This is a genomic window from Halogranum amylolyticum, assembly GCF_900110465.1.
GTDB classification, from domain to species: Archaea; Halobacteriota; Halobacteria; order Halobacteriales; family Haloferacaceae; genus Halogranum; species Halogranum amylolyticum.
This window is the reverse complement of record NZ_FODV01000005.1, coordinates 174598-186980: the sequence shown is the minus strand read 5'-3', so window position 1 is coordinate 186980 and position 12383 is coordinate 174598. Positions and strand designations below refer to the sequence as shown.

Below are 12383 nucleotides of genomic sequence, written 5' to 3'. Positions count from 1 at the left end.
GGGAAGAGAGGACGATGAGACGACGGACGTTCCTCGAACGGGCGACAGCGACACTCGGCGGCGTCGCCGCCGCGGTCGGTGTGACGGGCACTGTGTCGGCAACACAGAACGAACCGCGAGTAGCCGAGCGGACGACGTCGACGCTACTCGCGGGGACGCCTTACGAGACGGAGACCGTCACCGTCGACGCCCCCGAAGACGGGCCGACGGCGTTCGTGGTCGGCGGGATGCACGGCGACGAGCCGAGCGGCTACCGGGCGGCCACCGACGTCGCCTCGTGGGACATCCGGGCTGGCCGCATCGTCGCCGTCCCGAAGGCGAACCGACCGGCCATCCAGCGCAACACCCGGAAGAACGACAACGGCGACTTCAACCGTCAGTTCCCGCCGGGGTCGGAACCGAACACGGAACTCGCCCGGGCGCTGTGGGGACTCGTCGCCGACACCGACCCGGACGTCGTACTCGATCTTCACTCCTCGAAGGGGATCTACCGCACCCACGAGAGCTTCGTCGGACAGGTGGTCTTCCCGAGCAGCGTCGACCCCGCACCTGGCCACGCTCGGGAGGCGGTCGACACCGTCAACGGCCGGGTCGTCCCGTGGTACATGCCGTACCACCGGTACAAACACGGCAACCTCGTCGACGGCGACGCCCCCCTCCTGATGCACAAGGTGACGGCCGACCTCGGCAAACCGGGCTACCTGATCGAGTCGACGAAGTTCCTCCTCGACCCTCGGACCGCCGCTCACTGGACGGCCAGTCTCGCCGAGCAACTGTTGGCGAGTCACGGCATCGAACGCCGCGAGGGAGGTGACGCACGGTGACCGAGGTGGGCGACTCGACCGACTCGATCGACGTCGGCGTGCTTCGGCGACTGTTCGCCGGCCCGGCCGTCCTCGCGACGTTCGCGTTCCTCGTGCTCCCTCTCGCCGCCGGCAGCGTCGACGGACGGCTGATGACGCCGTTGGCGTATCCGGGCTATCTCATCATGATGATCGGTAGTTCGTTCGGCAGCTATCTCTTCCCGAACTTCGCGCTGTGGGTGTTCTGGGCGCCGTTCGTCGCCGGTTGTTACGCGGTCTCGGTCGTCGTCGGGGCGCTCTATCGAGCCGTTCGGTGACCGTCCGTCTCCGTGCGGTGGTCCGATGCCGTCCCGTCATCTCAACCGAGTGATTCGATGAACGACTACGTGACGCCTGCCCCACGTGGCTCGTACTCGGCGTACGCCTCCGTCTCGACGATCTCGCGGAGGATCTCCACGGCGTCCCAGACGTCGGCGTGACTGGTGTAGAGCGGGGCCGGACAGACGCGGACGACGTTCGGCTGGCGGAAGTCGACGACGACGCCGCGGTCCTTCAGCGCGAGGCTCACCCGGTAGGCCTCGGGATGTTCGATGGCGACGTGACCGCCACGACGAGCGGCGTCGCGCGGCGTGCCGACCGCGCAGTCGGGCAGTCGCTCGTCGACGAGCCGGATCAGCGCGTCGGTGAGCGCGACGGATTTCTCGCGGACCGCCTCGATAGTCGTCTCCGCGAAGACGTCGAGCGACCCGTCGAGCGGCGCGGCCGAGAGCACGTGGACCGTTCCGATCTGCCACGCGCCGGCGTTCCGAGCGGGCGTGTAGGTGAGCTCCATGTCGAACTGCGTCTCCTTGTCGTTGCCCCACCAGCCGGCGAGCGCGGGCGTCGTCCCGAAGTGACGCTCGTTCACGTAGAGGCCGCCGACCGACCCCGGACCGGCGTTGAGATACTTGTAGGTGCACCACACCGCGAAGTCGACGCCGTGAGCCGAGAGGTCGTGGTCGACCGCACCGATCGAGTGTGCGAGGTCGAAGCCGGCGTACGCGCCGTGTTCGTGGGCCGCCTCCGTGATGCGTTCGACGTCGAGCAGTTGGCCGCTACGGTAGAGCACCGACGGCATGAACACGATGCCGACGTCCTCTGCTTCCAGCGCCGCGACGACGTCGTCCTCTTCGACCGTTCGGCCGTCGCGGCTCTCGACGAGGTGGAGATGGTCGTCGGGGTCGAGGCCGCGCTGACGCAGCTGGGCGCGGATGGCGTAGTGGTCCGTCGGGAAGTCCAGATCGTTCGCGAGCACCGTCGTCGGCCCGCCCTCCTCCCGTAGTCGGTCGAGGAACGTCCCGACGAGCGTGTGGATGTTGACCGTCGTCGAGTTGGTGACGACCACCTCGTCGTCGTCGGCACCGAGCAACGGGGCGAGTCGCGCGCCGAGGCGTTCACCGTAGTCGAACCACTCGGGGTCGGCGTCGGTCCACCCGCGGATGCCCAACTCGCGCCACTCGTCGACGACGCGCGCGAGACTCTCCTCGGCGTCCGTCGAGAGCGGTCCCAGCGAGTTGCCGTCCATGTAGAACTCGTCGTCGGGCAGCGAGAAGCGGTCGCGGAGCGCCGCCAGCGGATCCTCGCGGTCCCGCGCGACGGCGGCCTCGCGACTCGGGTCGAACTCGTCTCCGTCCATGTGCTCTCCTCGGTGGGAGGTGTGTTGTCAGTTACGGAGCGTACATCCCTCCCCGAACGGTCGAACCTCCGGAGTCTCAGTCTGCCGTCGTCGCCGCCGGCGACGGCGTCGGGAGGTCGTACCGGTGGACGACGGCGACGCTCAGGGCGCCGACGACGACGCCGGCGACGACGACGCCGAAGACACCCCACCGGATCGCCCCCGTTCCGCCGAGCGACGGTTCGGCGACGGCGATCACCGCACCGGTCAGAACCGGTGCGACGGTGCTTCCGAGTCGACCGGCGGACTCGCCGAGGCTGACGAGCCCGCCGCGGAGGTCCGTCGGCGCGCTGCCGGTGAGCGCGCTCCGATAGAGCGTGAGCCCGACGCCGAACCCCGCGCCCGTGAAGACGACGCCGACGCCCGCGACGAGCACGGAGGGGGCGAACGCCAGCGCTGCGACGCCGCCGCCGACGGCCGTCGTCGCGACGAGCATCGGGACGACCCGGGTGTCGAAGGCGGCGGTGATGCGACCCGACTGGGTGGAGCTCACCGACGACGCGACGCTGGCGACGGCGACGAGCAGCCCCGCGACGCCGGGGTTCGCGTCCAACAGACGGACTACGACCACCGAGTTGTACGTCAGGAAGACGAACCAGAGGAACGAGGGGACCGCCCGTCCGACGAGCGTCGCCGCCACCCGTGGGTGGGCGGCCAGCGCGAGCAGCGCCCTGACGGAGTCGTCGCCGTCGTTCCCTGCCTCGGCCGTCGGTTCTTCGAAGAGGAGGAACACCACGAGCGCCGTCGGGACGGCCAGCCCGTAGAGGAGAAACGGGTACTGCCACGCGAGGACGACGAGCGCCCCCGAGAGCACCGGAAAGACGGTCAGGGAGACGCCGACGGCCGTGAACCGCAGCCCCTGTGCGGCGGCCTCGGCCTCGTCGTCGTCGGCGAAGATGTCGCCGACGCTGGTGATGAGGACGGGCGCGATGCCGGTGTAGCCGACCCCTTGCAGGAACCGAAGCCCGAGGACGACCCGGAAGTCGGTCGTCAGCGGGACGGCGAGTCCGGCGAGTCCGAACAGCAAGAGTCCGGCGGTGAGGACGGGTTTGCGTCCCACACGGTCGGAGAGCACGCCGACGACGGGGATGAGCACCACGGCGGGCGCGGTGAAGACAGCCATCAGGAGGCCGACTCGCGTGCTGGAGACGCCGAGCGGTCCAGTCAGCCCTTCTAGAATCGGCGAGACGACCGACGCCCCGAGCGGCGAGCTGAGACTCGCGAGCAGCAGCAGTTGGAAGTTCCGCTCGTAGAGGACCCGGGCGTCGTCGCCGAACAGCGTCTGCAGAACACCCACAGTCGAAGAAGGGGGTCGAGCGGTTTCAACGACCGGGTGGCGTCCGAGATTGCCGGTATGGGCCGTGTGCGCTGTCGACAGGGAGACGAGGGCTATAACTGCTCCCCGCCGAAGGGAGAGTCATGACCGGTCACGAGACGACCGAGATGGACTCGCAGCTGGCGACCGTCGTCGACGAGATCGACGCCGAGGGCGTCCCCGAGTGGCACGCGATGAGCGTCGACTGTGCCCGCCGCGTCGAGGACGAGGTGTTCACGAGCGACAGTCAGCAGGCGATGGGGTTCGTCCGCGACTACGCCTTCGACGGTCCGGACGGCGACGTCCCGGTGCGCGTCTACCGACCCGAGGTCACGACGCCCGCGCCGACGGTCGTCTTCTACCACGGCGGCGGGTGGACGCTCGGCACGCTCGACTCGGCCGACGACCTATGTCGCAACCTCGCCCGTCGCGTCGGCGCAGTCGTCGTCTCCGTCGACTACCGACTCGCGCCCGAACACCCCTTCCCCGCCGGTCTCGACGACGCCGCTGCCGCGCTGGCGTGGGTGGCCGAGCACGCGGCGACGTTCGGCGGCGACCCAGAGCGACTCGCCGTCGCCGGCACTTCGGCCGGCGGGAACCTCGCCGCCGCCGTCGCGCTCAGAGCGCGGGAGTTCGACGGTCCCGACGTCGCCCACCAGGCACTGCTCTACCCCATCACCGACCGCGCGTTCGACACTGACTCCTACAGCCAGAACGCCGACGGACCGCTGCTCACGCGCGCCGACATGGAGTGGTTCTGGGCACAGTACCTCCGGAGTCCGGTCGACGGCGCGAACCCCTACGCGTCGGTCCTCCGTGCTCCCGATCTCTCGGAACTCCCGCCGGCGACCGTCGTCACGGCCGGGTTCGACCCGCTCTGCGACGACGGGGCGGCCTACGCCGACCGCCTCGCCGACGCCGGCGTCGACGTCGCCCACCAGCACCACCCGACGATGGCTCACGGCTTCTTGAGCCTGAGCGACGCCGTCGACGTCGCCGACACGGCGTTCGACGCGCTCGCAGAGCGGGTGCGGTCGTCGCTCTCCGAGTGACCCACTAGATCAGTCTGCGGTGTCGTTCGCGGCGGCGTCGTTCGCGGCCAACCGTTCGTACGCTTCCCACGAGGGGTCGACACCGGGATGCTCCAGCAGGTCGCCGTCGACGTAGACGCCCTCGCCCTCGCTCACCTCGCCGACGACGGCGACGGGCGTCTCTCGGGCGTCCAACTCCGCGAGCACGTCGTCGACGCCGTCGGCACCGACGGTGAGCACGAGCGTCCCGGAACTGGTCGAGAGCCACGGGTCGATGCCGAGGAACTCGCAGGTCTCGCGGACGCCGGGTCGGATCGGAACCGCGTCGGTGTCGACGTCGAGGCGGACGCCCGCCCCCTCCGCCACCTCGTCGAGCGCGCCGAACAGCCCACCCTCGGTAGCGTCGTGCATCGCCGTCACCGGACCTGCCGCGGCGGCGGTGACCGCGTCGCGGACGGTCCGGGTCTCGTCGAGTCGCGACTGCGCCGCCGCGAGCGTCTCGTCGTCGAGGTCGAACTGGTCGGGGAAGAGCGTCGTCAAGAGGCCCGTCGCCTCGACGGCCGGCCCCTTCGTCACGAGCACCACGTCGCCAGGTCGCGCACCGTCAGGGCGCACCACGTCGTCTGGGTCGCCGACGGCCATCGCCGTCGCGCCGCCGACCCACGAGTAGTCGACGCCGCCGTAGCGGGCGGTGTGGCCCGTGACGATGCCGATTCCCAACTCGCGACACTCCTCGTCGATGGCGCTCCAGAGTTCCGCGAACTGCTCGTCGGTGATCTCCGGTGGGAGGGTGAAAGAGACGGCGAGGTGCGTCGGGAGCAACCCCGAGACGGCGACGTCCGAGAGGACGACGTGGAGGGCGAACCGCCCGGCGCGGTCGAAGCCGAGTCGCGGGAGCACCGACAGCGGGTCCGTCGCCATCACGAGTGCCGTTCCGTCGAGATCGAGCATGCCGAAGTCGACGCCGTGCTTCGGGCCGACGGCGACGTCGTCGCGGTCGGCACCCAATTTCGGGTAGATGTGTTCGTCGAAGAACGCGCGGTCGACTTTCCCGAGGTCGGTCATAGTCGGAGTGACGCCGCCAGCGGAATAGACCTGCCGAAGGTGGGTTCTGCCTCGCTCAGGCGGGTCGTGGGTCGCCGCCTCCGTACCGGTCGGCGACGAGACGAGCGGCGAACCCGAGGAGGAACGCGGTCGTCCCGAGCAGGAGGCCGCCGACGGCCCCGAACTGCACGCCCATCACGAACCACTCGCCGACCGTGGGATACGCGCCGGTGATGCCGGCGAACCCGTTGAAGATCGCGCCGTAGAGCGGCGTGAAGGCGAGCAGCCAGCAGACCGCGAGTCCCTGACTCCGGTAGGCTGCGCCGACGCCGACGAGGGAAAGGAGGGGGACGAGTACCAGCGACCCGTAGCCGCCGACTGCGCGAGCGAGCGGTTCGACGAGATGCCCGACGAGTCCGGTGAGAGTGGCGAGTAGCAAGACCCCGCCCGCGACGGCGACGAGGCGTCTCGACAGCGTTCGGTCCGTCCCGAGGAGGAGCGTTCCGGCGTCGACGGTGACCATGCCCTCTACGTGACCACCGGCCGACAAAAGAGTTCGGCGCGACGAACCCAAAACGCGAAACCTGTCGGTCACCAACGTCGACTTATGACACGAGACGGCGTCTTTCTCGCCGACGACGAGGAGAAGCGCGACGACGCGTTCGCGGTCCGGCGGGCGGTGTTCGTCGACGAACAGGGCGTTCCGGAGGAGCTGGAGTGGGACGAGTACGAGGAGACGGCGACGCACTTCGTCGCCTACGACGCGGGACGACCGGTCGGCGCGGCCCGCTTCCGCGAGTACGAACTCGACGGCGACCGCGTCTGCAAGGTCGAACGCGTCGCCGTCCTCGAAGACTCGCGCGGCGAGGACTGGGGCCGGCGACTGATGGAGTCGCTCGAAGCCGAAGCCGCCGACGCCGAGTTCGACCGGTTCTATCTCCACGCACAGACGAGCGCCCGAGAGTTCTACGACCGACTCGGCTACGAGCAGGTCGGCGACGAGTTCCTCGAGGCCGACATTCCGCACGTGAAGATGGTCAAACGGCTGTAGCGCCGTCGATCTCCCGGGTCGCCGCAGCTGTCGTCTCCTTCGTGTTCCCGTCCCAACCGTGGCTGTGAAGACGGAGGCCATCGACCACGACAACCTCCACATCTCCAAGGACGGGCTACAGTAGCTCGTGCAACTGGTCACTCGCCCGACCGCATGCCGTCGTGCAGTCGGGCAAGTGATGACTCGCACTCGGTCGAGCTCAAAACGACCGGCTGACAGGAACGTCCGTTCCGACAGAATCACCGGACGTCACGGCGACCCGGACGCTTTTCATCCCCACAGGAGAACCGACAGGTATGAACATCGACGTGTTCGGCGTCGACCGACCCGTCGTCGGGATGGTCCATCTGGCACCGCTCCCCGGGTCGCCCCGGTTCGCCGGCAACCGCGATCTGATTCACAACCGCGCCGTCCACGACGCGGAGGCACTCGAAGCGGGCGGCGTCGACGGCGTCGTCGTCGAGAACTTCGGGGACGCACCGTTCTACCCCGACGACGTCCCGAAGCACGTCGTCGCGGAGATGACCACTGCCGTCTCCGCCGTCGCCGACGCCGTCGACCTGCCGGTCGGCGTCAACGTCCTCCGCAACGACGCCGAGGCGGCCCTCTCGGTCGCCGCCGCGACGGGTGCGGCGTTCGTCCGCGTGAACGTCCACACCGGCGCGCGCGTGACCGACCAGGGGGTCGTCGAGGGGCGGGCACAGGAGACGATGCGCCTGCGCGAGCGACTCGACGCCGACGTCCGCGTCCTCGCCGACGTCGACGTCAAACACTCCGCGCCGCTCGGCGGCGAGGGGTTCGACCCGGAGGTCGTCGCCGAGACGGTCGAACGCGGCCTCGCGGACGGCGTCGTCGTCTCCGGAACGGGGACGGGTCACGCCGTCGACACCGACCGACTGGCCGCGGTCGCTCGGCGCAGTGCCGACCTCGACGTCGAGACGCCGGTGTTCGTCGGCAGCGGGGTAACGACGGAGACGGTCGCCGACCTGCTCGACGTCGCGGACGGTGCCATCGTCGGCACGGCGCTCAAACGCGGCGGGCGGACGACGTACCCGGTGGACGAAGACCGGGTCGCCGACCTCGTCGCGGCGGCACGCAGGGACGACTGACGGGAGTCGACGCAACACGCCCTGCCCGGTCCTACCTCCTGCCCGGTTTCAGTCGTCGCAGTGACCGTCGCCGAGTTCCTCGTAGACGAGTTCGGTCGCCTGTCTGATCGCCTTCACCGACCCGAGATAGCCCGCACCGACGCTGGTCTTCATCGCCTTCGCCGCCGCGCCGCGGACGACGGTCGGGCCGACCTGCGCGACCGCGCCGTCGCCGACGGAGACGATCCACCCCGGAACGTCGAAGCGGTACGGCTCCATCCGCGGAGTGAAGTCGTCCGATCCCGTGAGGTCGTGCTCGACGAGTCGCTCGACGTTGCCGGCGACCGTCCCGGCCTCGCGGATGGCCGCGGAGGCGCTGGCGGGCACCGCCTCCCCGTCGGCGTCGACGACGCGGGCGGCGTCGCCGACGACGAACGTCGAGCCGTTCAGCCGGAGGTCGTTGCGGACGATCGGCCGGTCGCCGTGCATCGCGTCGGAGCCGGTGATACCGCCGGTCCAGACGAACTGGTCGTAGCCGAGCGTCCCCGACTCGAGTTCGATCTCGTCGTCGGTCGCGCGACTGACCTCCGCGCCGGTTCGGATCTCGACGTCGCGGGCGATCAGCTCGTCGCGGACCGCCTCCTGGAAGTTCTCGGGGAAGTTCGGCGCGACGCTATCCATCTGTTCGAGGAGCACCACGTCGACCACGTCGGCGACGTCCTGCTCCGCTGCGAAGGCGGTGAGCTCCCCGGCGACCTGGACACCCGAGAGGCCCGCACCGCCGACGACGACCGTCCCGCCCGACGCACAGACGTCGAGGAAGTTCTCGCGGATCGTCTCGGCGTGGGCGACGCGCTTCAGCGGCGTACTGTGCTCTTCGACGCCGGGGAGGTCGTAGTAGGCCGTCTCGGCCCCGAGACAGACCGCGGCGTAGTCGTAGTCGACGGTCCGACCGGTGTCGAGTTCGACCGTCCGCGCGTCGGCGTCGACGTTGTCGACGCGGGCGGTGACGACCTCCGCGCGGTCGAGCACGTCGGTCAGCGGGACGGTGATGGCCTCGACGATGGAGGGGTGGCGGACGACGCGGTGGACCTCGTGTTGAACGAGGTGGGTGGGAGACTCGTCGACGACGACGATGTCGACCTCCGTCGGCAGTCGGTCTTCGAGTCGGCGCGCGAGAGTCAGCCCGGCGTAGCCCGCGCCGAGGACGGCTATCTGCATGGGAGGGGGGTAGGACCGTAGGACAAAGAGCGTGTGGGCAGGGGAAGGGTGTGACCGAACGTGCCGCGTGGCGCGTGGCCTCGTCGCCTCCGTGTCTCCGCGAGGAACGAGAGCCACAGGCTCTGGCGTTGCGACGAGAGTACGGGACTTTCGAGAGCTGCTTCTCACGAAGAGTCCCGACTCGACTACGAGCGATAGCGAAAAGAACCCGAGAATCTCCTCAGAACAGCGCGTCGTCTTCGTCCAGCACCTGCGCCGGACCACCGACTTCCCAGACCATCGTCTCGACGTCGCAGTCGGCGATCGCCGCCTCTACCTCGTCGACGTGCTCTGCGGTCGTGTTCACGTACACCGACGCGCCCGTGTCCGTCGAGAAGTAGACTGGGACGCCCTCGTCGCGCAGTTCGCGAACCGCGTTGAAGATGGCGATCGTCTCTGGTTGCCAGTAGACCCACCCCGCGGGGCCCGTCATCGTCGTCGCCGCCAAGGAGAGAGAGTCGTGTTCGGCCGTCTCGAAGACGCGGTGGAACTCGCCCGAGCGCAGTGCGTCGCGCATCTCCGCGATCTGCCCGTGGATGTGCGCCATCCGCGCCTCGAACATGTGGCTCTCGGCGGCCTCCTTGTGGGCCTGTTCGGTCTCCTTGTACGCCGGGACGAGTCCGGCGACGATGCGGACGTCCTCCTCGAGGTCGCCGCCCGTATCGATCCGCTTCGAGCGACAGTCGTCGTCGTTGAGACCGGTGTAGAGCTGCGAGTAAGCACCCGTAACTGCGCGTGCGGCCGACGAGGAGCCACGGCGGGCGACCGTCGAGATCTCCGGGCGCGTCATGTCCAGACCGGCGGCTTCGACGGCGGCCATCGCCAGCGCCGCGAACCCCGAGGACGACGACCCGAAGCCGACGTTCGAGGGGAAGGAGTTCTCGCTCTCCATCCTGACACTGTGGTCGAACCCCGCCAGTTCGCGGACGTGGTTGAGCACCATCTCGATGCGTTCCGCGCCGCGGCCGTCGACCGCCTCGCCGTCGATGACGTAGACGTCCTCGTCTCCGTCCGGCAACCACTCGACGGTGGTCGTCGTGTTCGACGGCGCGGTACAGACGCTGATGCTGTCGTGGTACGGGAGTCTGAGCTCCTCGTCTCGCATCCCGTGGTACTTCACGAGCCCCTGAATGGGGTGAGCACGTGCGGTCGCTTTCATACTGTCGTTGCTGTCTGGCGGTGGGTTAAGCGTGCTGGATGCGGGTAGCCGTTCGGACTCCCCGCCCCGAGTCGTTCGGACCTCCGCACGAGTCTAGTGGAACGTTTCCTCTCGTTGAACTGAGATTATCGACCGGGTAATAATGGTAGCTCACTGGCTGGCATCTGTATGGAGTCTGTACTGAGCACCGGGCGAACACGGCGACGTCGGCCGAGACCGTGGTCGCTGCTCTCCGGGAGCTCACAGGATCATCTGCAACTCGCACTCACTCTCGCCGGGGCGCTGTTCTTCTTGGCAGCGGTCGTCATCGCCGTCGGCCCCGTCGACCCGATCTCGCCGCAGCCGGTCGCCGAACCGGACGACGATCAAGCAGCCAGCAGCGAGATGGCCTCCGACCCGGCCACCGCCGAGGCAGCGTCGGAGTCGACCGCGACCGCCTCCGAGTCGAACGCGGAGGACGGCAGTGAGAGCGGGGACGGCGGCGACGACGGAACCGCCGCGCCGGACACCGCCGACGCAGACGGCACGTCCACGGCGACGCCGGCGACCGACTCCGTCGAGAACGACTCCGTCGGAAACGCGTCGAGCGGTTCCGGCAACGAGTCCGGCGGCTTCGCCGGCGACTCGAGCGACGGAGACCGCGACGCCGAATTCGAGCGTCTCCAGGAGGAACGCCAGTCGCTCGACGAGGAGCACAGACGGCTCGAATCGGAGCACGACCGCCTCGAGCGCACCGACGCCACCGAGGAGGAGTGGGAGCGTCACGAGGAGGCGTACGACGAACACCGCGAACAGTTCCGCGAGCACCGCGAATCGTTCCGGGAGTTCGTCGACGAGTACGGCTCGAACGCCGAGACGATCGAACACCGTCAGTGGCTCGAGAAGCGCGGTGCAGAACACACCATCCACGACATTCAGAAACGCGATTGAGCTCCGGACGACCCTCCCTGAATCGAGTCGTCGGCACGTCCCCGTCTCTGTCTCCCTGCCGGTCGGCACCGACTGTTTCGAACCGTTGGAGCGGTCGTGCGATCGCCGCGTGATCGCGGTTCAGTACTCGTAGAACCCTCTCCCCGTCTTCTTTCCGAGGTCGCCGGCATCGACCTTCCGTTTTAGGAGGTACGCCGGCTTGTAGCGGTCGCCGAGTTCCTCGAACAGCGTCTCCGAGGCGTCCAGACAGATGTCGAGCCCGATATGATCGGCCAGCGTGAGCGGCCCCATCGGGACGTTGGTGCCGAGCGTCATCCCGCGGTCGATGTCCTCCTTCGAGGCGACGCCCTCGTCGTAGGCGCGGATCCCCTCGTTGATCCACGGCATCAGGATGCGGTTGGTGACGAAGCCGGGTTTGTCGTCGGACTCCCAGGTCTCCTTGTCCAGGTTTTCGGCGAGGTCGTGGCCGAGTTGGACCGCCTCGGGGGCGGTCTTCTCGCCGACGACGAGTTCGACCCCCTTCATCAGGGGCACCGGGTTCATGAAGTGGAGCCCCACGACCTGCGCGGGACGCTCCGTCGCACTCGCGATGGTCGTGATCGAGAGCGTCGAGGTGTTCGTCGCGAGCACGACGTCCTCGGGCAGGAGCTCGTCGAGGTCGGCGAAGATGTCCTGCTTGATCTCCATGTTCTCGACGGCGGCCTCGACGACGAAGTCGCAGTCGGCGAGATCGTCGAGCTGGGTCGTCCCGGTGATCCGCTCTTGGATCGCGTCGGCCTCGTCCGTGCTCAGCTCCTCCTTGGAGACGAACCGCGAGAGGCTGTCTTCGATGCTCGACAGTCCGTCGTCGACGAACTCCTGTTCGATGTCACGCATCACGACGTCGTAACCGGCCGTCGACGCGACCTGAGCGATCCCGTTGCCCATCGTTCCCGCGCCGACGACGCCGATCCGCTGAATCTCGTCCATACCACGCATGGCTGGCTCT

The 12383-nt window shown here is 68.7% G+C and carries 13 protein-coding genes; 6 read left to right on the top strand and 7 right to left on the bottom strand.

All coding sequences use genetic code 11. From position 1 onward, the window contains the following. The first annotated feature begins 14 nt into the window (after nt 1–14). Entirely contained in the window at nt 15–824 is an 810-nt protein-coding gene (locus tag BSG17_RS11920; protein ID WP_089824325.1) for a succinylglutamate desuccinylase/aspartoacylase family protein, read from the top strand. Further along, on the top strand, nt 821–1120 hold the full coding sequence (locus tag BSG17_RS11915; RefSeq protein ID WP_244531521.1) for a hypothetical protein: 300 nt from the start codon (nt 821–823) through the stop codon (nt 1118–1120). The genes BSG17_RS11920 and BSG17_RS11915 overlap by 4 nt, the downstream gene beginning before the upstream one ends. 65 nt (nt 1121–1185) lie before the next feature. Here BSG17_RS11915 and kynU read toward each other — a convergent pair whose 3' ends face one another. Together kynU and BSG17_RS11905 are read right to left on the bottom strand one after the other, a co-directional pair. Continuing rightward, nucleotides 1186–2478: a kynureninase gene (gene kynU, locus BSG17_RS11910; protein ID WP_089824322.1), complete on the bottom strand. Its 1293-nt coding sequence runs from the start codon at nt 2476–2478 to the stop codon at nt 1186–1188. A 76-nt stretch (nt 2479–2554) separates the two neighbouring features. Beyond that, nucleotides 2555–3814 carry an MFS transporter gene (locus BSG17_RS11905; RefSeq protein ID WP_089824319.1) on the bottom strand — a complete coding sequence of 420 codons (1260 nt, stop codon included), beginning with the start codon at nt 3812–3814 and terminating at the stop codon, nt 2555–2557. Nucleotides 3815–3936: 122 nt separating this feature from the next. On the opposite strand from BSG17_RS11905, the gene BSG17_RS11900 reads away from it, so the two are divergent. After that, the gene (locus tag BSG17_RS11900) at nt 3937–4884 is read left to right on the top strand and encodes an alpha/beta hydrolase (protein WP_089824317.1); all 948 of its coding nucleotides are present in this window, start codon (nt 3937–3939) and stop codon (nt 4882–4884) included. A 9-nt stretch (nt 4885–4893) separates the two neighbouring features. On the opposite strand, the gene BSG17_RS11895 is transcribed toward BSG17_RS11900, so the two are convergent. Continuing rightward, a complete protein-coding gene (locus BSG17_RS11895; RefSeq protein ID WP_089824315.1) occupies nt 4894–5928 on the bottom strand; it encodes an AIR synthase family protein in 1035 nt (344 codons plus the stop codon). A gap of 55 nt (nt 5929–5983) precedes the next feature. Then, nucleotides 5984–6430: a hypothetical protein gene (locus BSG17_RS11890; RefSeq protein ID WP_089824313.1), complete on the bottom strand. Its 447-nt coding sequence runs from the start codon at nt 6428–6430 to the stop codon at nt 5984–5986. An 84-nt stretch (nt 6431–6514) separates the two neighbouring features. On the opposite strand from BSG17_RS11890, the gene BSG17_RS11885 reads away from it, so the two are divergent. Further along, on the top strand, nt 6515–6958 hold the full coding sequence (locus BSG17_RS11885; RefSeq protein WP_089824311.1) for a GNAT family N-acetyltransferase: 444 nt from the start codon (nt 6515–6517) through the stop codon (nt 6956–6958). A 296-nt stretch (nt 6959–7254) separates the two neighbouring features. Beyond that, nucleotides 7255–8067 (top strand): BtpA family protein, encoded by an 813-nt coding sequence (locus BSG17_RS11880; RefSeq protein ID WP_089824309.1) that lies wholly within the window; start codon nt 7255–7257, stop codon nt 8065–8067. 48 nt (nt 8068–8115) lie between these two features. On the opposite strand, the gene BSG17_RS11875 is transcribed toward BSG17_RS11880, so the two are convergent. Both BSG17_RS11875 and mvaD read right to left on the bottom strand, forming a co-directional pair. Next, complete coding sequence (locus BSG17_RS11875) at nt 8116–9267, bottom strand: NAD(P)/FAD-dependent oxidoreductase (RefSeq protein ID WP_089824307.1); 1152 nt, start codon at nt 9265–9267, stop codon at nt 8116–8118. Between the two features lie 220 nt (nt 9268–9487). Further along, the gene (gene mvaD / locus BSG17_RS11870) at nt 9488–10465 is read right to left on the bottom strand and encodes a phosphomevalonate decarboxylase MvaD (RefSeq protein ID WP_089824305.1); all 978 of its coding nucleotides are present in this window, start codon (nt 10463–10465) and stop codon (nt 9488–9490) included. 168 nt (nt 10466–10633) lie between these two features. Between mvaD and BSG17_RS11865 the strand changes: the two genes are divergently transcribed. Then, on the top strand, nt 10634–11395 hold the full coding sequence (locus tag BSG17_RS11865) for a hypothetical protein (protein WP_089824302.1): 762 nt from the start codon (nt 10634–10636) through the stop codon (nt 11393–11395). Between the two features lie 120 nt (nt 11396–11515). On the opposite strand, the gene BSG17_RS11860 is transcribed toward BSG17_RS11865, so the two are convergent. Next, nucleotides 11516–12373 carry a 3-hydroxyacyl-CoA dehydrogenase family protein gene (locus tag BSG17_RS11860; protein WP_089824300.1) on the bottom strand — a complete coding sequence of 286 codons (858 nt, stop codon included), beginning with the start codon at nt 12371–12373 and terminating at the stop codon, nt 11516–11518. Nucleotides 12374–12383: the final 10 nt, after the last annotated feature.

Coding starts and splice junctions, on each gene's coding strand:
- BSG17_RS11880 (WP_089824309.1), top strand. CDS start 7,255: ATGAACATCGACGTGTTCGGCGTCGACCGACCCGTCGTCGGGATGGTC.
- kynU (WP_089824322.1), bottom strand. CDS start 2,478: ATGGACGGAGACGAGTTCGACCCGAGTCGCGAGGCCGCCGTCGCGCGG.
- mvaD (WP_089824305.1), bottom strand. CDS start 10,465: ATGAAAGCGACCGCACGTGCTCACCCCATTCAGGGGCTCGTGAAGTAC.
- BSG17_RS11885 (WP_089824311.1), top strand. CDS start 6,515: ATGACACGAGACGGCGTCTTTCTCGCCGACGACGAGGAGAAGCGCGAC.
- BSG17_RS11895 (WP_089824315.1), bottom strand. CDS start 5,928: ATGACCGACCTCGGGAAAGTCGACCGCGCGTTCTTCGACGAACACATC.
- BSG17_RS11890 (WP_089824313.1), bottom strand. CDS start 6,430: ATGGTCACCGTCGACGCCGGAACGCTCCTCCTCGGGACGGACCGAACG.
- BSG17_RS11865 (WP_089824302.1), top strand. CDS start 10,634: ATGGAGTCTGTACTGAGCACCGGGCGAACACGGCGACGTCGGCCGAGA.
- BSG17_RS11900 (WP_089824317.1), top strand. CDS start 3,937: ATGACCGGTCACGAGACGACCGAGATGGACTCGCAGCTGGCGACCGTC.
- BSG17_RS11860 (WP_089824300.1), bottom strand. CDS start 12,373: ATGCGTGGTATGGACGAGATTCAGCGGATCGGCGTCGTCGGCGCGGGA.
- BSG17_RS11920 (WP_089824325.1), top strand. CDS start 15: ATGAGACGACGGACGTTCCTCGAACGGGCGACAGCGACACTCGGCGGC.
- BSG17_RS11875 (WP_089824307.1), bottom strand. CDS start 9,267: ATGCAGATAGCCGTCCTCGGCGCGGGCTACGCCGGGCTGACTCTCGCG.